The organism is Nocardioides convexus, assembly GCF_011090295.1.
Genome location: NZ_JAAMYA010000001.1, coordinates 2,535,744 through 2,554,744 on the forward strand (window position 1 = coordinate 2,535,744; position 19,001 = coordinate 2,554,744).

General features: G+C 71.0%; 17 protein-coding genes and 11 pseudogenes. 10 read left to right on the plus strand and 18 right to left on the minus strand.

The window, feature by feature from the left end; all coding sequences use genetic code 11:
• Window positions 1–178 precede the first annotated feature (178 nt).
• The 12 genes and pseudogenes from G5V59_RS19080 to G5V59_RS19135 all read right to left on the minus strand — a co-directional run.
• Entirely contained in the window at window positions 179–592 is a 414-nt protein-coding gene (locus G5V59_RS19080; RefSeq protein ID WP_278257500.1) for a hypothetical protein, read from the minus strand.
• Window positions 567–2,528, minus strand: coding sequence for a hypothetical protein (locus G5V59_RS19085; RefSeq protein ID WP_278257501.1), 1,962 nt, complete (start codon window positions 2,526–2,528; stop codon window positions 567–569). The genes G5V59_RS19080 and G5V59_RS19085 overlap by 26 nt, the downstream gene beginning before the upstream one ends.
• Window positions 2,529–2,548: 20 nt before the next feature.
• On the minus strand, window positions 2,549–3,037 hold the full coding sequence (locus tag G5V59_RS19090; protein ID WP_278257502.1) for a hypothetical protein: 489 nt from the start codon (window positions 3,035–3,037) through the stop codon (window positions 2,549–2,551).
• Window positions 3,009–3,812 (minus strand): hypothetical protein, encoded by an 804-nt coding sequence (locus G5V59_RS19095; protein ID WP_278257503.1) that lies wholly within the window; start codon window positions 3,810–3,812, stop codon window positions 3,009–3,011. Before G5V59_RS19095 ends, G5V59_RS19090 begins: the two co-directional genes overlap by 29 nt.
• Window positions 3,809–4,399, minus strand: a complete 591-nt coding sequence (locus tag G5V59_RS19100; protein ID WP_278257504.1) for a hypothetical protein — start codon at window positions 4,397–4,399, stop codon at window positions 3,809–3,811. The genes G5V59_RS19095 and G5V59_RS19100 overlap by 4 nt, the downstream gene beginning before the upstream one ends.
• A 14-nt stretch (window positions 4,400–4,413) precedes the next feature.
• Window positions 4,414–4,830, minus strand: a complete 417-nt coding sequence (locus G5V59_RS19105; RefSeq protein ID WP_278257505.1) for a hypothetical protein — start codon at window positions 4,828–4,830, stop codon at window positions 4,414–4,416.
• On the minus strand, window positions 4,778–5,293 hold the full coding sequence (locus tag G5V59_RS19110; protein WP_278257506.1) for a hypothetical protein: 516 nt from the start codon (window positions 5,291–5,293) through the stop codon (window positions 4,778–4,780). The genes G5V59_RS19105 and G5V59_RS19110 overlap by 53 nt, the downstream gene beginning before the upstream one ends.
• 153 nt (window positions 5,294–5,446) lie before the next feature.
• Window positions 5,447–6,050, minus strand: a pseudogene (gene folE / locus G5V59_RS19115) (GTP cyclohydrolase I FolE).
• Between the two features lie 21 nt (window positions 6,051–6,071).
• Window positions 6,072–8,176, minus strand: a pseudogene (ftsH, locus tag G5V59_RS19120) (ATP-dependent zinc metalloprotease FtsH).
• A gap of 75 nt (window positions 8,177–8,251) precedes the next feature.
• A pseudogene (hpt, locus tag G5V59_RS19125) lies at window positions 8,252–8,804 on the minus strand (hypoxanthine phosphoribosyltransferase).
• 85 nt (window positions 8,805–8,889) lie between these two features.
• Window positions 8,890–10,215 carry a tRNA lysidine(34) synthetase TilS gene (gene tilS, locus G5V59_RS19130; RefSeq protein ID WP_278257507.1) on the minus strand — a complete coding sequence of 442 codons (1,326 nt, stop codon included), beginning with the start codon at window positions 10,213–10,215 and terminating at the stop codon, window positions 8,890–8,892.
• A 46-nt stretch (window positions 10,216–10,261) separates the two neighbouring features.
• Window positions 10,262–10,748: pseudogene (locus G5V59_RS19135) on the minus strand (zinc-dependent metalloprotease); the annotation flags it as partial.
• Window positions 10,749–10,891: 143 nt separating this feature from the next.
• Between G5V59_RS19135 and G5V59_RS19145 the strand changes: the two are divergent.
• The 10 genes and pseudogenes from G5V59_RS19145 to G5V59_RS19190 all read left to right on the plus strand — a co-directional run.
• Window positions 10,892–11,485 (plus strand): hypothetical protein, encoded by a 594-nt coding sequence (locus G5V59_RS19145; protein WP_278257508.1) that lies wholly within the window; start codon window positions 10,892–10,894, stop codon window positions 11,483–11,485.
• Between the two features lie 105 nt (window positions 11,486–11,590).
• The gene (locus G5V59_RS19150; RefSeq protein ID WP_278257509.1) at window positions 11,591–12,034 is read left to right on the plus strand and encodes a hypothetical protein; all 444 of its coding nucleotides are present in this window, start codon (window positions 11,591–11,593) and stop codon (window positions 12,032–12,034) included.
• A pseudogene (locus G5V59_RS37155) lies at window positions 12,031–12,270 on the plus strand (ABC transporter permease subunit); the annotation flags it as partial. The gene G5V59_RS19150 and the pseudogene G5V59_RS37155, both read left to right, overlap by 4 nt.
• A gap of 288 nt (window positions 12,271–12,558) precedes the next feature.
• A pseudogene (locus G5V59_RS37160) lies at window positions 12,559–13,324 on the plus strand (amino acid ABC transporter ATP-binding protein).
• Between the two features lie 20 nt (window positions 13,325–13,344).
• A complete protein-coding gene (locus G5V59_RS19165; protein ID WP_278257512.1) occupies window positions 13,345–13,791 on the plus strand; it encodes a hypothetical protein in 447 nt (148 codons plus the stop codon).
• Complete coding sequence (locus G5V59_RS19170) at window positions 13,737–14,162, plus strand: transporter substrate-binding domain-containing protein (RefSeq protein ID WP_278257513.1); 426 nt, start codon at window positions 13,737–13,739, stop codon at window positions 14,160–14,162. Before G5V59_RS19165 ends, G5V59_RS19170 begins: the two co-directional genes overlap by 55 nt.
• Window positions 14,159–14,329, plus strand: coding sequence for a hypothetical protein (locus G5V59_RS19175; RefSeq protein ID WP_278257514.1), 171 nt, complete (start codon window positions 14,159–14,161; stop codon window positions 14,327–14,329). The genes G5V59_RS19170 and G5V59_RS19175 overlap by 4 nt, the downstream gene beginning before the upstream one ends.
• On the plus strand, window positions 14,326–14,529 hold the full coding sequence (locus tag G5V59_RS19180; RefSeq protein WP_278257515.1) for a hypothetical protein: 204 nt from the start codon (window positions 14,326–14,328) through the stop codon (window positions 14,527–14,529). The genes G5V59_RS19175 and G5V59_RS19180 overlap by 4 nt, the downstream gene beginning before the upstream one ends.
• 127 nt (window positions 14,530–14,656) lie before the next feature.
• Window positions 14,657–14,767 (plus strand): annotated as a pseudogene (locus G5V59_RS19185) (hypothetical protein); the annotation flags it as partial.
• Between the two features lie 82 nt (window positions 14,768–14,849).
• A pseudogene (locus tag G5V59_RS19190) lies at window positions 14,850–15,053 on the plus strand (DUF1684 domain-containing protein); the annotation flags it as partial.
• A gap of 222 nt (window positions 15,054–15,275) precedes the next feature.
• On the opposite strand, the gene G5V59_RS19195 reads toward G5V59_RS19190, so the two are convergent.
• The 6 genes and pseudogenes from G5V59_RS19195 to G5V59_RS37175 form a co-directional block, all read right to left on the minus strand.
• On the minus strand, window positions 15,276–16,406 hold the full coding sequence (locus G5V59_RS19195; protein WP_278259937.1) for an LLM class flavin-dependent oxidoreductase: 1,131 nt from the start codon (window positions 16,404–16,406) through the stop codon (window positions 15,276–15,278).
• Window positions 16,403–16,675, minus strand: coding sequence for a hypothetical protein (locus G5V59_RS19200; protein WP_278260316.1), 273 nt, complete (start codon window positions 16,673–16,675; stop codon window positions 16,403–16,405). Before G5V59_RS19200 ends, G5V59_RS19195 begins: the two co-directional genes overlap by 4 nt.
• Complete coding sequence (locus G5V59_RS19205) at window positions 16,672–17,358, minus strand: LLM class flavin-dependent oxidoreductase (RefSeq protein WP_341351262.1); 687 nt, start codon at window positions 17,356–17,358, stop codon at window positions 16,672–16,674. The genes G5V59_RS19200 and G5V59_RS19205 overlap by 4 nt, the downstream gene beginning before the upstream one ends.
• A gap of 58 nt (window positions 17,359–17,416) precedes the next feature.
• Window positions 17,417–17,995, minus strand: a pseudogene (locus tag G5V59_RS37165) (LLM class flavin-dependent oxidoreductase); the annotation flags it as partial.
• Window positions 17,996–18,117: 122 nt separating this feature from the next.
• Window positions 18,118–18,453 (minus strand): annotated as a pseudogene (locus G5V59_RS37170) (LLM class flavin-dependent oxidoreductase); the annotation flags it as partial.
• 175 nt (window positions 18,454–18,628) lie between these two features.
• A pseudogene (locus G5V59_RS37175) lies at window positions 18,629–19,000 on the minus strand (LLM class flavin-dependent oxidoreductase); the annotation flags it as partial.
• Window position 19,001: the final 1 nt, after the last annotated feature.

Here is a 19,001-nt window from a genome sequence, read left to right on the forward strand (position 1 = left end):
CCCAGCACGATCGTAGGTAAAGCCGCGCGCGTAGCCAGTTGCGGAACTGCCATTGAGGTTTCCGGTGTAGGCGGCGCCTTCGGGGGTCCACTCCGCCCGCGTGCGTCCGAAGATGTCGTTGTTCTGGGACCACCCGAGCCACGCGACATCGTCGGTGGGTACGGCGTTGCCGTCAGCGTCAGGGAGGTTGACGCGACCTGAGTACGACGTACCGGTCAGGCTGGCCCGCATTGTCCACCACGGTGCGCTGAACCAGGCCGCCGGGCAGGTTTTGGTAGACGAGGGTGCCGTTCGCGTCGTAGGCGCCGGAGAACTCCACATCGGCAGCGCCGGGGCGGCTTGTAGCCACCTTGGTGACCTCACCGCGATGCTCCTCCTTACCCGCCGCATCTGTGCCGTCGTACTGGTACGTCGTCGTGCCTCGGGGGTCGGTCACCGCAGAGACATCGCCGGAGGCGTTGTAGGTGGTCGTGGTGATCTCCGCACCGCTCCCGTTGTCGATGGAGTAGGAGGTCGGCCTCCCCCAGTCATCGAACTGGGTGACGAGTCCTTGGCCCGCTATGGCGTCACCGTTGTTGTCGACCGGTTTCACCGCGCTGATCTGCCCCGTGCTGGCGTCGTACTCCGTTGGTCTGCCGGTCACCGGCTGAGAGCCTCTGCACGCCCTCGGTCTTGACCCACGACCGCGACACGCGGCCGCTGGAGTCGTAACGAGTAGTGCTCGTCCGGCGCAGGACTCCCGCGACAGTCTGGTTCACACCGAGTGGCTGCAGGTCATCGTCGTAACCCACGACACGTTCTGCAGGAAGAGTGCCGCCGGCGTACGACGTCACACAAACGAGACCGGCCCATTGAGCCTTGTTCCCGCAGGCGCCGTCGGCCGCGTTGGCGCCGGAGGTGTAGTAAGTCGTCTTCTTTGTGCCAGCGTCCGAGCCGTCCGAGGAGGGCTGCCGGGTCTCGATCACCCGGCCGTCGTCGTCGTAGCGGGTGCGGTTGACGATGTCGGGCTGATTCGCACCCATCACTGTCGTCGTCGACGTCGCAAGTCCAAGCTCCCAGCCGGACTTGTCGCCCGACAGCAGGGCGTCGTAGCCCGTGCGGGTGTCCGCGAGGACTGTGCCGGCTCCTAGGACGTCGGCACCCGTGGCGGGGTCCCACGGCCTAGTGATCACGCGGGTAGGCAGGGCGTATGCAGCACCGGTGACGGCGTTGATTCCGTCGTTGGGCGCCCCCTCGTCGTAGGTCGTCACCGAGTGCGGGCGCACCCACTTCGTTTGGCCGTCGAGGCCACCCGCGTCTGTCGTCACAGCGGCCCGGGCCGGGCCGAAGGTCTCGGTGCGGACCGTGCCCTCGGCGATGGTCACAGTGCCTGCGGAGTTCTTGACCTCGCCGTAGACGTTGAGCGTGCCGGCGTCCGACGCTGCCACTTCGCCGTCCTGGACGGCTGCAACGTCACCCGACGAGAGTGTGCGGAGCAGGTTGCCGCCGTTGTCGTAGTCCGCGGCGGTGAGGAGCCAGCGACCTGAGCCGAACTGCGCCGTATTGACACCACGACCATCGGCGTCGGTGTAGGAGATCACGGCCTCCTTCCAGTCGCCACCGGCCACGTCCGCTGGATCCGCGGCGACTTTGGGCGCTCCCTGCGAGAACACAGCAGCAGCGTAGGTCGGGGCACTCTGCTGGTTCCACGCGGCGACGGCGACCTGGTCGAGGACCGGCAGGCCCGCGTCCGATGCGCCTGCACCCTGAATCGGGACGTCGTAGCGCACCTGCTCGAGCGTTGTCGTCCCAGCACCCGTGGGGTTGTCACGAGCAATCGCACTCAGTCGGCCTTCCGAGTCGTACTCGAGCCGGATCGGCTTGAGACCCGGGGGCGTGTACGACGCGAGCCGCCGAGCGGCGGAGCCCTCCGTCCCGGCCCAGGCGTAGGTCGTCGTCAGCCCCGTCCTGTTGTTGGTGACACCGACGAGGCGACCTTGGGAGTCGTACTGGTACGAAGTCACGTGCTTGACCGTGGCACCGTGAACCACATCGATGTTAGTGAGTCGGTCCTTGCTGTTGCCGCTAGTGCCGTAGGTCAGGGTCAGCGCGTGGCAACCGTTCACCATCACCGCGGACGTGTCGCACGTGACGCCAGTAGGTACAGGCGAAACGATCTCCTGCACCCGGCCACTGCTGTCGTGGAGGAAGGTGATCTTTCCCGTGTCACCCACCTTGACCGGGTCCTGGACCGACTCCGGCGTGAAGCGGTACTCACTGAGCACGCCCGCCGGAGGGGAGGGCACGCCAAAAGTCGTCGCGAGCCCGCTGACGTCGGTCACCACGACCTTCGTCGCTACCCCGTTTCCGGCAACGGAAAGCCTGATGCCCGAACGACGGGTGTCCTCGTCGGCGGGCTCCCAAGGCCCTTGCGGCAGCACGCCCACAGCGCGACGGAGCGAAGGCGTCACCTTTGCCCACACCAAGGTGTCGCCGGTTCCGGTGACAAGCATCAGTGTCCCGTCCTGGGTGGTCGCGTCGATGAGCACCCCGTCCGAGAAACCGGCTTCTACTCCGCCAAGAGAGGCAGTCCAGCCAGGCCCGAACACACCTGCTGGTCCTCCGTCGAGGTCCTCCGAGGGACCGCCGAAAGAGCCGTACGAACGGGACACGCCCAGGCTCGGCGCCGTAACCCGGCTCGGTGGCGTCGGTCTCGGAGAGCCCGAACTCTCCGGTCCAGAGCGCGACCTCTCCCGGTCCGGCCTCGGCGACGGGGTAGTTGCCGCCGAAGGCGTGCGGAACCCGCAGCACGCGCACGGGTGCGCTGGCCCAGGTGCAGGCCGTGGTCGAGGGGTAGGGCATGCAGATCTGCAGGCTCGAGCATGACCGGGCGGCGGGGATTGGGGCCACCGTTGCCGTCGTCGAAGGTCGAGGTGTCGACCACCGCCGTGACCGAGGTCTTCCCGGCGGCAGGCGTGGAGGTGTCGTAGTCGGTCACGCCGGCGTCGTGCCAGCCGTTGGCCGCGTTCTCACCGGACCCGGCGACACGCCACTTCACGACCGGCTCGGGGTTGGTCGCGGTGTTGGTCGGCCCCTCGGCGACCAGGGTGACGCGATCGGTCGTGGTGACCGAGGCCCGCCCGGACGGGTCCGTCACCGGGGATGCCATGGTGAACGGGCCGTAGCCGAAGCCGTAGGCTCTCCTCCTCCGAGATCAGTCCCGAACGGCTCTCCGCCTTCGCGGTGATCTCGTACGCACCCAGGTCCTTGGGCACTGTCACACTGACCCGTGCGGTGGTCGCGTTCGGCGAGGGAGTGATCTTGGTACGGGTCTCCGGGGCGCCGTTCAGCGACCAGCGGATGTAGCCCGGTGCGGACCAACCCGTGCCGGTCGCAGTGATCGTGCAGGTCAGGTTGGTGGCCGGACCGGTCTCAGCCCACGAGTCGTTCGAGTACGGCGTGGGGCAGGCGATGACCGGTGGCTCCGGAGTAGTCGCCCCGACGTTGATCGGACGCCATGACGTCCAGCCACCGGCGGCGTCGAGAGAACCGCCACCCCACGCACCCGCGGAGTCTTGAGCCTTGCCCCGCAAGTACACCGTGGTGTCGTTGGGCAGGGTCTGCATCGTGCACGACAACGTCGTGCCCTGTGCCCCCAAGGGCGTCCAGCAACCGCCGAGCACCTGGGAGGAGGTGTCCTGGGCCGCGTAGGCGCGCATCAGGATCTTGACCGGCCGCCGTCGGCGTCCGAGCCCTTCGCCGACACCGTGGGTGTGCGGGTCTTGGTGAAGTAGACTCGTCGCACCACCGTTGACCCCCGCCCAGGCCGTCAACGGCGTGGCCGACGGGGAGGCTCGTGGTCGGGTAGCGGTTGTAGGTCACGACGAGCTTCGGGCGGGCGGTCCCGCCACTGGAGTCGGCCGAGTAGTACAGCCGCCAGGTGTTGGAGTTGGTCTCGGTGTAGGCCGCCATCCGCAGGCCGTAGTTCGGCGTCCCGTTGGCCCACGACTGCACGATGTTGGTCACGTTCCACTGCGCCTCCGCAGCGGCACACCCGCTCGCACCATGGGCAGGCGAGTACTGGACCTGGTCGGTCGCGGTCGCGACGGGCTGGTTCGACCACGTGACATTCGTGGAGTTCCACGCCTCGGTGATCCGCGAAGCACGGATCGCACCGGCGTTGCACGAGCCCGACTCGAAGTTCCACAGGCTTCAGCACCGCACCACGGATCTGGGTGCCGTTCCACGTCGCGTCGCCGGGGAACTTCAAGAACGACCGCGCCAGGTGCGTGCCACCGTCGTAGGTCCCGGCGCGCAGCTGCGTCGAGGCGCCCATCCCCGAGGTGATCCCGGTGTTCATCACCCAGGTGTCGGCGTTGGAGTACAACGTGAACTGCGGGTCGACCGTGACCGGATACACCGTGTCGGGGTCGGTCAGGAAGGCTCATGTCCGGCGCCAGGCTTCAACCGACCGCCGGCGGCGGTGTCGGCCACCGTCGCCTTGACGGGCGCGAACTGCGCATCACCGGGTCCGGCCTTCGGCTCGTCCTCACCCTTCGAGGAGTCCCACATGATCGGCGCCGGAGCCGAGGCCACCATCTCACCGGCCTTGCCGGCCTTGCCGGCCTTCGCGGTGACCTCGATCCCGCCCGCGGCGTTCGTGCGGACCTCCGCACCCGGCGTGGTGACCGGGACCGTGAGACCGACCGGCGCGATCTTGCCGTCCGCGCCCGCCTTCGGCCGCTCCTCGAGCACCACGTTGTGCGTGAAGCCCGACGCCGTGGCCGTGACCACGAGGTCACCACCACCAGCCACGACATCGCGATACGTCGCCGACGCACCGTCCAGCACCGGCTCCGGCAGACTCGCTCGGCCAGGACCACGACACCTTGCCCGCACCACCGGGACCGTCGTCGGGGACGGCGTCGGCGAAGACCCTGTCCCCACCCGCGGACAGCGACACCTCACCTGGGGCGTTCTTCGGCACCAACCGCCCCCCGACCTTGACCAACGTCAGGTCGATCGGCGACCACACACCCTCCTCGTCCTGTGCCCGCACCGGCTCCGAGGCCGTCTCCGAGGTCCACGACCCGTCCGCATTGGCGAACACCTGCGTGAACGCATCACCCTGCGACAGGTCCTCCACCCGCTTGCCCGACGCCCGCGCGGTCACCTGCGCCGAGATCGAGTCGGGCCGCACGAGCGGCCCCTTCTCCGCCCCGTCGTCAACAGCCGCCACCGGCGCGGCCACCGCGGGCTGAGGACCCCACACCGGCTGCACACCGAAGCCCGACAGCACCACGGCCATGCCCACCGAACCGAAGAAGACATGACCACGCAGACGTGAAGACACAGGCACTCCAGAATCCCGGGAAGCGCCGACCCTCCGTCAGCGCGAACCCGGAGCCTGACAGACAAGACAAGTCCTGTCAGGAAAAACTGAGAGAAACCTGATCAGATGTGAGACTCAGGAGCGGGGGCTGTGGATCAGCGCCATCGCCTCGGCGCGGGTGGCCGGGTTGTGCATGATCCCGCGCACAGCCGAGGTGAGCGTGCGGGCGCCGGCCTTGCGGACCCCGCGCATGGTCATGCACAGGTGCTCGGCCTCGATCACGACGATGACGCCGCGGGCCTCGAGGATCGCCATCAGCGAGTCCGCGATCTGCGTGGTCAGCCGCTCCTGGACCTGGGGCCGCTTGGCGTAGAGGTCGACCAGTCGGGCGAGCCTTGGAAAGGCCCGTGATCTTGCCGCTGCCGGCGGGGATGTAGCCGACGTGCGCCACGCCGGTGAACGGCACCAGGTGGTGCTCGCACATCGACCACAGACTCGATGTCGCGCACGAGCACCATCTCGTCGTGGCCGAGGTCGAAGGTCGTGGTGAGCACGTCCTCGGGAGCCATCCGGAGACCGGCGGTGAGACTCGGCGTAGGCGCGGGCGACGCGGGCGGGCGTCTCCTGCAGGCCCTCCCGGGTCGGGTCCTCACCGATGGCGTACAGCAGGCTCGCGCACGGCCGCCTCGGCCCGCTCGTGGTCGAAGTCCGGTACGTCGCCCGGCGTGCGCTCCGGCACGGAGATCGGATCGGCCACGGCTCAGGTCCCAGCGGTGGGTGCCGGCGGCTGGGGGTCGGTGGGCGGCGCGGCCGGCGTGCCGCCGTAGACGTCCCCGCCAGGACCGGGAGGCGTCAGGATCTGACCGCCCTCCTGGGTCTCGGGCGCGGTCTGGCCGTTGAGCCTGGGCGCGACGGCGGATCTCCTCGGGGATCTCCACCGGCGGGATGTCGGAGGGGGATCCGGTCCGGCGACCCGGTCCAGGCGGGCCGCTCGGGGCGCCGGCGCAGGGCGGTGAAGATCTCCGCGACCTGCTCCTTGTCGAGGGTCTCCTTGTCGAGCAGCGCGAGCACCAGGTCGTCGAGCACGTCGCGGTTCTCGACCAGGATGTCGAAAGCCTCCTGGTGCGCCACGGCGAGGAACTTCTTGGTCTCGTCGTCGATCGCGGCCGCGACGTCCTCGGAGTAGTTGCGCTGGTGGCCCATGTCGCGGCCCAGGAACGGCTCGGAGTTGGAGTCGCCGAGCCTTGATCGCGCCCAGCCGCTCGGTCATGCCGTACTGGGTGACCATCGCCCGGGCCAGGCTGGTGGCCTTCTCGATGTCGTTGCCGGCACCGGTGGTCGGGTCGTGGAAGACCATCTCCTCCGCCGCCCGGCCGCCCAGCATGTAGGCGAGCCTTGTCGAGCATCTCCGAGCGGGTCTGGGAGTACTTGTCCTCGTCCGGCAGCACCATCGTGTAGCCCAGCGCGCGGCCGCGGGGCAGGATCGTGATCTTGTGGACCGGGTCGGTGCCCGGCAGCGCCGCCGCGACGAGAGCGTGGCCGCCCTCGTGGTAGGCGGTGATCAGGCTTCTCCTTCTCCGACATCAGCCGCGAGTTGCGCTGCGGCCCGGCGATGACCCGGTCGATGGCCTCGTCGAGGGTCGCCGAGGTGATGACCTTCTGGCCGTTGCGCGCGGTGAGCAGCGCGGCCTCGTTGAGCACGTTGGCGAGGTCGGCGCCGGAGAAGCCGGGCGTGCGCCGCGCGACCGAGGTCAGGTCGACGGAGCCGTCGAGCGGCTTGCCGCGCGAGTGGACCTCGAGGATCCGCTTGCGGCCGGCGAGGTCCGGCGCGTCGACCTGGATCTGGCGGTCGAAGCGGCCCGGGCGCAGCAGCGCGGGGTCGAGCACGTCGGGCCGGTTCGTGGCCGCGATCAGGATGACCCCGCCGCGCACGTCGAAGCCGTCCATCTCGACGAGGAGCCTGGTTGAGGGTCTGCTCGCGCTCGTCGTGACCGCCGCCCATGCCGGCGCCGCGGTGGCGGCCGACGGCATCGATCTCGTCGATGAAGACGATCGCGGGGGCGTTCTCCTTGGCCTGCTCGAACAGGTCGCGGACCCGGGAGGCGCCGACGCCGACGAACATCTCGACGAAGTCGGACCCGGAGATCGAGTAGAACGGCACGCCCGCCTCACCCGCGACGGCGCGGGCGAGCAGGGTCTTGCCGGTTCCGGGCGGGCCGTAGAGCAGCACGCCCTTGGGGATCTTGGCGCCGACGGCCTGGAACTTGCCGGGCTCCCGGAGGAACTCCTTGATCTCGCCGAGGCTCCTCGATCGCCTCGTCGCAGCCCGCGACGTCGGCGAAGGTGGTCTTCGGCATGTCCTTGGAGATCATCTTCGCCTTGGACTTGCCGAACTGCATGACGCCCCGGCCACCGCCCTGGACGTTGTTCATCAAGAAGATGAAGAGCGCGATGATCAGCACGAAGGGCAGCAGCGTGGCGAGCAGCGAGCCCAGCAGGCTGGGCTGCGGGTTCTTGGAGTTCGCCTCGTCGATGGTGCCCTTGTCGACCTGCTCCTTGACGGCCGCGAGGATCGACTCCTGCTCGCCGTTGATGTAGTACGCCACGACCTTGTCGCCGGAGTCGCGCGTGCCCTTGTCGAGGTCGGCCTGGATCGACTGGTCACCGTCGGTGAACGTGATCTTGTCGACCTTGCCCTGCGCGATGTACTTCTCGAGCCTGGGAGGTCGGGACCTCGTCGTACCCGCCTCCCGGCGCGAGGTACTGCAGCGCGAGGATGACGGTCACCACCGCCACACCGATCCAGAGCCAAGGCCCTCTGAAAACCCGCTTCACCGACTGACCGTCCCCATCTCCACCATCCAGGATCCGACGACGGTACACGCCGTCGTCAGACTCATTCTGTCTGGTCCATGGTTGCGCCGCACAGGCGGGCGCGGGTCAGGAGTAGACAGAGGGCGCGAGCGTGCCGATGTCGCGCAGGTTGCGGTAGCGCTCGCGGTAGTCCAGGCCGTAGCCCACGACGAACTCGTTGGGGATGTCCCAGCCGACGTACTTGGCCTTCACCGGCATCTGCAGCGCCTCCGGCTTGCGCAGCAGGGTGGCGATCTCGACGCTCGCCGGACCGCGCGAGCCGAGGTTGGACGTCAGCCACGACAGGGTCAGGCCGGTGTCGATGATCTCGTCGACGATGAGCACGTGGCGCCCGGTGATGTCGGCGTCGAGGTCCTTGAGGATCCGCACGACGCCGGAGGACTTCGTGCCCGAGCCGTACGACGACACGGCCATCCAGTCCATCTCGACGTGCTTGCCGAGCGAGCGGGACAGGTCGGCCATGACCATCACTGCGCCGCGCAGCACGCCGACGAGGACGAGGTCCAAGCCGTCGTAGTCACGCTCGATCTCGGCGGCCAGGCTCCTTGATCCGCTCCTGGATCTGGGCCTCGGTGAAGAGCACCTCGACGAGGTCGTCCGCGACATCATCCGCAAGCATGGGCGTCAGCCTGCCACAGCGGTCCGGGTGAAGCGGAGGTGGGCGCGGTCCCGGTACGCCGTGACGTGGCCCGGCAGCCTGGACCTCACCGCTGGTCGCGCCCAGCGCCAGCCGGTGCAGGGCCGTCACGTGGACGTGGAAGAGCTCCGCGTCCCGCGCGCCGGCCTCCAGCGCGGCCAGCCGCAGCACCCGGGTGGCGACGGCCGGGAGCAGCCCGGCGAGGCCCGCGAGCGGCAGTCCGCCGGGGTCGGCGAGACTCGGCCCGGGCGGCATTCGCGAGGGCGTCCAGGGCCTCCACGTCGGCACGGACCTGGTCGGCCGTGCGGGCGAGGGTGGCGGCGATCCCCGGCCCGAGCTCGTCCTCCAGCACCGGCAGCACCCGCTGCCGGACCCGGACCCGGGCGAAGCCGGGGTCGCTGTTGTGCGGGTCCTCCCAGAACGCGATGTCCTCGGCCAGGCAGGCCGCGACCGTGTCGGCACGGGCGACGTCGAGGAGCGGACGGGCGTAGTGGTCGAACGCGCGGCGCATCCCGGCGATGCTCCGGCCCCCCGAGCCGCGGGCCAGGCCCAGCAGCACGGTCTCGGCCTGGTCGTCGCGGGTGTGGCCGAGCAGCACGAGCGCGGCGCCGAAGTGCGCGCGCATCTGCTCCAGCACGTCGTAGCGGGCCCGGCGGGCGGCCGCCTCGACACCCAGCCCCGCGGGGTCGACGTGCACCCGGGCGCTCGCGGTCTCGTCCACGCCGAGGCCGGCCATCTGCGCCACCACGTGTGCGGCGTGCTCGGAGGAGCCCTCCTGCAGGCCGTGGTCGACGGTCACGCCGACCACCCGGAGCCCCGCCTTGCGCGCCTCGAAGACGGTGGCGCTCAGCAGGGCGAGCGAGTCGGCACCGCCCGAGCAGGCCACCAGGACGGCGGTGCCCGGGTCGAGCGGGGCCAGCGTGCGTCGTACGCCGTGGCGGGTGGCGGCGACCGCCGGGTGGAGGCCCATCAGGCCAGGACGCGGCGGACCCAGCCCTCGGGGTCGGCCAGGCTCCGCCTTGCCGGGGAGGTTCTCCGGGGCGGCCCACACGGCGTTGAAGTCCTCCATGCCGACCTTGTCGACGACGGCGCGGACGAACTTCGCGCCGTCGCGGTACTGCGCCATCTTGGCCTCCAGGCCGAGCAGTCGGCGCAGGACCCGGTCGAGCGTCCCGACGCCCTGGCGGCGCTGGGTGAACTTGCGGCGGATCCGCTCCACGCTCGGGATGACGGTCGGACCGACGTCGTCCATGACCACGTCGGCGTGGCCCTCGAGCAGCGACATCATGCCGGTGACCCGGTCCAGCACCTCGCGCTGCTCCGGGCTGCTGAACATGTCGACGATGCTGCCGCCGTTGCGGCCGGCCTTGATCGCCTCGGCGATCCGCTCCACGCCGGCGTCGAGGAAGTCTGCTCGGCTCGACGGCGTCGCTGATCGCCTGGATCTCGGAGAACAGGTGCTCGCGCATCCACGGCACAGCGGTGAACTGCACCCGGTGGGTCTCCTCGTGCAGGCAGACCCAGAGCCGGAAGTCGTGGGGGTCGACGCCGAGTTCGCGCTCGACGTGGACGACGTTCGGCGCGACGAGCAGCAGCCGGCCGTGGTCGGGGTGGAAGGGATCGAACTGGCCGAGCACCTTGCCGGCCAGGAAGCCCAGCAGACCGCCCACCTCGGCACCGGTGACCTTCGAGCCGACCTTGAGCGCCAGGGCCGACGGCGGCTTGCTCGCCACCAGGCTTCTCGACCATCGGCCGGGTGGCGACCGCGAAGCCCTCGACGTTCGCCTGCACCCAGCCGGGGCGGTCGACGACCAGGATCGGCGCGGTGCCCTCGGGTGCATCGAGACCGGTGAAGTCGCGGACCAGCCCGGTCGAGCGGTGCGCGCCCGCCCGCAGGCTCGGCGACGGCGGCGTCCGCCTCGGCACGGGTCACCACGGGGCCGTCCCCGGCGAGCCTGCTGCCGAGCGCGGCGGCCGGGCCCCAGTCGATCATCGCGGGCGACTCGGTGCTCGGCGTGGTCATGGGGCCACCCTAGGACGGGGGCGCAATGCCCGTAGATTGTCCTGTCATGACAACTCGGACTTGCCACGTCACGCTGTTCGCCGCGACGCTCGTCCTGGCCCTCGGTCTTGCCGGCTGCGGGGACGATCCCGCCTCGGAGTCGTCGCCGACGGCCTCGCCGAGCGCCGAGCAGGCGGATCCGGCGGCGAAGGCACTCGCCGCGGCGTTCGGCGAGATGGACGCCGTCGCCTTCACCGACGAGGAGACCGGCTGCCTCGGCGACGCCGTGCTGGAGAAGGCGGGCGCGGACCGGCTCGTGGAGTGGAAGGTGCTCGACGCGAGCCACGAGACCGCCACGATGCGCGACGAGCCGCAGGCCTTCGTCGAGGTCCGCACCGAAGCGCTGTCGACATGCGTGGGGCTGGTCGACTTCGGCCTCCGCACGATGCGCTCGTTCTCCGAGAGCGCCGCCAGCACCCCGGCGGAGAAGGCGAAGGTCGCCGACGATGACTACTGGGCCGCCCTCACCGCGTGCGTCGAGCGCCAGATCCCGGAGAAGGACGTCCTCGCCGCGGTGCTCGACGAGAAGGCCTCCGCAGCCATGCAGCAGCGGGTCGAGAAGATCTCCGACGGCTGCGAGAAGGAGGCCGCCGCCGGCTGACCAGGCCGCCCGTCTCGCCCACCGGACCACCGTCCGACGTTCGGACTACTATCTCGATAGATTTGATCGACTTAGTTGTCCGATCGGGAGGCGACGGCAGTGACGGTGGATCTCGGGACACCTCGGCGTACCGAGCCGACGACGGCTCCGGGCGACGAAGCCCTGCTCGGCGCGCGCCTGGTCGCGCGCCGCAAGCCCGGCCAGTGGATCTCGGCGGCGCTCGTGCTCGTGATCGTCGCCCTCGTGCTGCGCAGCATGGCGACCAACCCGCACTACCAGTGGGACGTCGTCGCCCACTTCTTCCTGCGCCCCTCGATCCTCGACGGCCTGGCCCTCACCTTGTGGCTGACGGCCGCGGTGCTGGTGTGCGGCTACCTGATCGGGATCGTGCTCGCCGTCATGCGGCTCTCCGACAACCCGGTGCTGAAGTCCGTCAGCCTTCGTCTACATCTGGCTGTTCCGCTCGGTGCCGCCGCTGGTGCAGATTGCTGTTCTGGTTCGAGCTCTCCTCGCTCTACCCGACGCTCTCGCTGTCGATCCCGGGCGTGAAGACCTTCGCCACCGTGGAGACCGCGCACCTGTTCACCGGCATCCTCGCCGCGTTCGTCGGGTTGACCCTCGACGTCGCGGCCTTCGCCGCGGAGATCGTGCGCGGCGGGCTGCTCGCGGTCGAGCCCGGCCAGACCGAGGCAGCCAAGTCGCTGGGCCTCGGCAAGGGCCGGATCTTCCGCCGGATCGTGCTCCCCCAGGCGATGCCGTCGATCATCCCGGCGAGCGGCAACCTGCTGATCGGGATGCTCAAGGCCACCTCGATCGTCAGCGTGATCGCGGTGCAGGACCTGCTCTACTCCGTGCAGGCTGATCTACAACCAGAACTACCTGATCATCCCGCTGCTGCTGGTCGCCACGATCTGGTACATCATCCTCACCACGCTGCTCTCCATCGGCCAGTTCTTCGTGGAGCGGCACTACGCCCGGGGCCGCGACGGGGGTACGACGCGCGGGCTGTGGCAGGTCACCCGCGGCAACCTGCCGCTGCGCAGCCGCACCCGGGCCGACCTCGCAGGGCTCGCATGAGCACGCCCCTGGTCCGGATCCGCGGGCTGCGCAAGAGCCTTCGGCCACCACCTCGTCCTGGAGGACATCGACCTCGACGTCGCCCGTGGCGAGGTCGCCGTCCTGCTCGGCCCCTCCGGGTCCGGCAAGTCCACGCTGCTGCGCTGCATCAACCACCTGGAGAAGCCGGACGCCGGCTTCGTCGAGGTCGCCGAGGAGGTGATCGGCTACCGCGACGACGGCCGACACCTGCGCGAGTCTGCCCGACCGGGCGATCACCCGGCAGCGAGCCGGGATCGGCATGGTCTTCCAGCAGTTCCACCTGTTCCCCCACAAGACCGCGCTCGAGAACATCGTCGAGGGTCAGGCTCGCCGCCGGCGTACGACGCCCCGAGGCCGCGGCGCGGGCCACCGAGCTCCTGGAGCGGGTCGGCCTCGCGGGCCGCGAGGCGTCGTACCCGCGCCAGCCTGTCGGGGGGCCAGCAGCAGCGGGTGGCGATCGCCCGTGCGGTGGCCAACCGTCCGGACCTGATCCTCTTCGACGAGCCGACCAGCGCGCTCGACCCGGAGATGGTCGGTGAGGTGCTCGCCGTCATGAAGGACCTCGCCCGCACCGGGCTGACGATGATCGTGGTCACCCACGAGATCGGCTTCGCCCGCGAGGCGGCCGACCAGGTCGTCTTCCTCGACGCCGGCCGCATCGTCGAGTCCGGCCCACCCGCCGACGTCCTCGAGAACCCCCGCAACGAGCGCGCCCGCGCGTTCCTCTCCGCCGTCCTGTGAACCTCCCGAAAGGAACCCCCGTGAAGCCCACCCGGACCGTCCTCGCCGGTGCCACCGTCGTCCTCGCGCTCGCCCTCGCGGCGTGCGGCGAGAGCTCGGACACCCTCAGCGCCGACGACAAGAAGGTCGGAGCCGGCACCAGCGTTGCGCCGGTCGAGCCTGCCCACCGAGGACGTCGTGTCCGGCGTGGCCGCCGACCCGGCCCTGCGCGCAAAGCCTCCCGAAGGCGGTGCAGCAGAGCGGGAAGGCTCTCCATCGGCGTCACCGAGGCCGTCGGCGAGACCTTCCTGCCGCACTCCGGCTCGACCGCCGACGGCACCCAGGTCGGGCTGGACATCGACCTGCGCAACGCGGTCGCGAAGGTGCTCGGGGTGAGCCTGGGACGTGCAGTTCGGCAGACTTCGAGACGATCGTGCCGGGCACCCAGAGCGGCAAGTACGACGTCGGGCAGGCCAACTTCGCGGTGACGAGCGAGCGGCTGAAGGTGGTCGACTTCGCGACGTACGTCAAGGACGGGCAGGCGTTCGTCAGCAACAAGAAGAGCGGCCTCGACAAGGTCACGAAGCTCACCGACATCTGCGGGCGCAAGGTCGCGACGACGCCGGGGTCGAGCCTTCCAGCAGATCCTCGAGAAGGGTGCGGGCGACTGCGCCGAGGCCGGCGAGAAGCCCTACGAGGTGGAGTACTTCAAGGACCAGTCGGCGATCCTGCTCGGCCTGCAGAGCGGCAAGACCGATCTCTTCTTCGGCCCGACCCTGAGCCTGCGGTACATCGCCGTCCACCAGCCGAACCTCACCTTCCTCGGCGAGATCAGGCTCCAGCGACGTGGGCTTCGTGACCGACAAGGGCTCGCCGCTGGCGCCGGTGCTGGTCGCGGCCGTCAACGAGTCTCATCGACAGCGGCGTCTACGCGAAGATCTTCGCCAAGTGGGACGTGGCCGGGATCGGCATCGACAAGTCCGAGCTCGACCCCGAGCCGGCGTTCTGAGAGGGAGACGGACATGACCACCGAGACCACCAGCAGGCTTCAGCGAGGCCTGGCAGGCCTGGCACCGGGCCCACGAGAGCGCCCGCGCCGACCCGCACGGCTTCCTCGCCGTCACCAGCCTGAACTGGCTGACCGAGGACACCGCCCGCTTCACCGACGCCCCCGGCGCCTGGCGCACCGGCCCGGACGGGCCGGTCGTCGAGCTCGAACCCGGTGAGTCCCTCGAGGTCGACGGCGTCACCGTCACCGGGCGGCACGCCTTCGGCCCGATCCCCGAGCGGGGCGGCGTCACCGCCCGCTTCGGCGACGCGGTCGTCGAGGTCGCCCGCCGCGGCGGCGCCGACATCGTCCGCCCGCGGCACCCCGACGCCCCGGTCCTCGCCGCCTACACCGGTACGACGGCCTACGACCCCGACCCGGCCTGGACCCTCGCCGCCCGCTTCACCGCCTACGACGCCCCGGTCGACACCGCCGTCGGCTCGGTCGTCGAGGGCCTGGAGCACGTCTACGGCGCCGTCGGCGAGCTTCGCCTTCGAGGTGGCGGGAAAGCCGCTGCGGCTGATCGCCTTCCCCGGCTTCACCCCGGACTCGCTGCTCGTGCTCTTCCGCGACGAGACGTCCGGCGTGACGACGTACCCGGCGGTGCGGAGCCTGTCGGTGCCGCGGCCGCTCTCGGGCGAGGAGACCGTCGTGGACTTCAACCGCGCGGTGAACCTGCCGTGCGCCTACACGCCGTACGCCACCTGCCCGCTCCCGCCCGCCGGCAACGACCTGCCCGTCGCGGTGGAAGCGGGCGAGAAGGCCCCTAGCCGCGAGTTGGGGTTTCCCACCCCCGAGTTGTGGCTTTCCACCGCCGAGTTGGGGGTTTCCCACCTCGCGGGGCGGTGGACAACTGCCAACTCGCGGGTGCGAAACCCCAACTCGCGGGTGGGAAACCCCAACTCGCGGGTGGGAAACCCCAAGTCAACGGCGGGACCACTCCTCGGCGAGCAGGGCGTAGGAGCGCACCCGGTCGGCGTGGTCGTGGGTGATGGTGGTGACCACCAGGCTCGTCCGCGCCGACCGCGCGCTGGAGGACCTCCAGGCTGGTCGGCGACCTGGGCGGGTGTTCCGACGAACTGGGTGTCGAGGCGGTCCTGCACCAGGGCCCGGTCCTCCGCGGTCCACTCCCAGGCCCGCGCCTCCTCCGGGGTGGGGAACGGGATGGCGCCCTCGGCGGTGCGGATGCTGCGCACCCACAGGCCGTAGCCGGTGGCCAGGCTCGCGGGCGGTGGCCTCGTCCTCGGCGACCACGACGTCGGCGGAGACCGCGACGTGCGGGGCGGCGAGGACGTCGGAGGGCTCGAAGGCGGCGCGGTACGCCGCAGCGGCCTCCAGCACGCCGGCGGGGTTCACGTGGTAGTTCGTCGCGAACCGCAGCCCCCGCTTGCCCGCGACCTGCGCGCTCTCGCCGCCGCTGCTGCCGAGCACCCACAGGCTGCAGGTCCGCGCCCTCACCGGGGACCACCCGGGCGGGCACGCCGTCGCGCGACACCCAGGTGCCGGCGATGAAGGCGAGGATGTCGTCGAGTCTGCTCGCCGTAGTCGGCGGACTGGGCGCCCTCGAGCCTTGAGGAGCGCCTGCTGCAGGGCGAAGCGCGGCGACTTCAGCAGCCGCTCGACGGAGACCTTGGGCGGCACGAGCAGACCCTCCGGGGTGCGCCCGTCCACGAGGGCGACCGGCGGCTCGTCGGCGAGCGCCGAGGACGGGGGCTTGCCGCCGGAGCGGCCGACTCCGAGGTCGATCCGGCCGGGGTAGGCCGCGTCGAGCAGCCCGAACTCCTCGATCGTGTTGAGCGCTGTGCGGTGCCCGAGCAGCACCGCACCGGAGCCGACCCGGATGGTCGAGGTGGCACCGGCGAGCAGGGCGATCACGACCGCGGGCGAGGTGCCGGCGACGCCGGGGTTGAGGTGGTGCTCGGCGACCCAGTAGCGGGCGTAGCCCAGGCGCTCGGTCTCCCGGGCCAGGTCGACGCTGTGGCGCAGCGCGTCCGCACCGGTCTCACCGGAGACGACGGGCACCAGGTCCAGGACGGACAGCGGGGCGCGGCTCACGACGCCGCCTCGCTCCGGGCGGTGGCGCCGGCGGCGGAGCCCGCGGGGGCGAGCCCGAGGTGCTCGCGCAGCGTCGTGCCGGCGTACGCCGTGCGGTGGACGCCGCGCTCCTGCAGCAGCGGCACCACCTCGTCGACGAAGCGGCCCAGGCCGCCCGGCGTGACGTGCGGGACCAGGATGAAGCCGTCGCTGGCGTCGGCCTGGACGAAGTCGTCGAGGGTCTCGGCGATCGTGGCCGCGGAGCCGACGAAGGACTGCCGGCCGGTCACCTCGATGATCGACTCGCGGCTGCTCCAGCCGTTCGCCTCGGCGCGCTCGCGCCACTCGCGGGCGATCTCGACCGGGTCGCGGTTGACCCGTACCGAGGCACGACCCTTCGCGAACAGGTCGTCGCCGGCGACGGGGTCGAACGACGGCAGCGGCCCGTCCGGGTCGTGGTCGGACAGGTCGGTGTTCCACAGGCTGCTCGAGGAACTTGATCGCCGTCGCCGGCGAGACCTGCGCGAGACGCACCTCGTGGGCGATCTCGGCAGCCTCGGCGTCGGTGTCGCCGAGCACGAAGGTCGCCGCGGGGAGGATGAGCAGGTCCTCGCGGGAGCGGCCGTGGCGGGCCAGCCGGCCCTTCACGTCGGCGTAGAACGCCCGCCCCTCCTCGAGCTTTGCTGTAGCGGGAGAAGATCGCGTCCGCGTGGGCGGCGGCGAACTCCCGGCCCTCCTCGGACTCACCGGCCTGGAAGATCACCGGGCGGCCCTGCGGGCTACGTGGCACGTTGAACCGGCCCTCGATGTCGAAGTGCGCGTCGTGGTGGGCGAAGGAGCCGGCGTCGGGGCGGGCCAGGAAGCGGCCGGACTCCTTGTCGGCGAGCACCTCGTCGCCGCGCCAGGAGTCCCAGATCTCGGTCGCGGTCTGCAGGAAGGTCCGGGCGCGCTCGTAGCGCTGGTCCTTCGGCAGGAAGCCGCCGCGCCGGAAGTTCTCGCCCGTGAAGGCATCCCAGCCTGGTCACCACGTTCCACGCGGCGCGGCCCGCCGAGAGGTGGTCGAGGGTGGCGAACTGCCGCGCCACCTCGTAGGGCTCGTTGAACGTCGAGTTGATCGTGCCGGTCAGGCCGAGCCGCTCGGTGACCGCGGCCAGCGCGGTCAGGACGGTGAAGGTGTCCGGCCGGCCGACCACGTCGAGGTCGTAGATCCGGCCGCCCTGCTCGCGCAGGCGCAGGCCTTCGGCGAGGAAGAGGAAGTCGAACAGGCCGCGCTCGGCGATCTGGGCGAACTCGGTGAACGAGGAGAACTCGATGTGGCTGCCGGACTCCGGCGCGCTCCACACGGTGGTGTTGTTGACGCCGGGGAAGTGCGCGGCGAGGTGGACCTGCTTCTTCGGGGGGTGTCGACATGGCGGGACCTCAGGCGTGGGCGTAGCGGTTGGCGGGACGGGACAGGCCGAGCAGGCCGCGCAGGGTGGCGGCCTCGTAGCGGTCGGGGACCAGGCCCCGCCGCCGCAGGCTCGGGTACGACGCGGCGGCTGACCGCCTCCAGGTCGTCGGGCAGCACGGCGGGGCGCAGCCGCACGCCGGCCAGCCCGGCGTCGTACCACTCGGCGATGAGGTCGGCGAGGCCGGACGCGGTGCCGGTGAACACCCGCGCGTCCGATCGGTACGGCGCCCCGGCGACCGCGTCGAGCCGGCCCAGCCGGTCGACGGCGGCCTGCTCGCTCTCGTCCAGGACGACGACCAGGTCGCCGAGCACCCGGACCGGCTCGTCGCGCCCGGCCGCCGCTTCCGAGATCTCGGCGAGCACCGGCGCGATGTCGCCGGTCGCGTGCGGGGTGACGAAGCCGAGGTCGGCGGAGGTGCCGAGGAGCCGATAGGGCTCGGAGCGGTGCGCGAGCGCGGCCACGACCGGCTGGCCCTGCGGCGGCCGGGGCGTGATCGAGGGGCCCTTGACGTCGAACCAGCGGCCCTCGAAGTCGATGTAGTGCAGCCTTGTCGCGGTCGACGAACCGGCCGGTCGCGACGTCGCGGATCTCCGCGTCGTCCTCCCAGGCTGTCCCACAGCCGGCGCAGCACCTCGACGTAGTCGGCGGCCTCGGCGAAGGCTCTCGCGGATCAGGCTCCTCGCCCGCGGGGGTGGCCAGGTCGTCGTACCCGAGGTCGGGGAAGGCGCGCCGCCCGACCAGGGCGGCGTCGCGCGGGCGCGGCGCGACCTGGACCCGGACGCCGGCCCGGCCGCCGCTGACGTAGTCGAGGGTGGCGACGGCCTTGGCGAGGTGGAAGGGCTCGGTGTGCGTGACGACGGCGGTCGGCACGATGCCGATGTGGCGGGTCAGCGGCGCGACCCGGGCGGCGACGAGGACCGCGTCCAGCCGGCCGCGGACCCGGTCGGTCCGGTCGTCGTCGGCGCGGCCGAAGGGCTCGTCGGTCTGGATCGCGAAGCCGTCCTCCAGGGTCACGACGTCGAGTCGGCCGGACTCGGCCTCACGGACCAGGTCGGTCCAGTAGCGGGCGGTGAACGAACTCGGCGGGCCGGGCGTTCGGCTCGCGCCAGGCGGCGGGGTGCCAACCGGCTCCTTCGAGGGCGGCGGCGAGGTGGAGACGTCCACG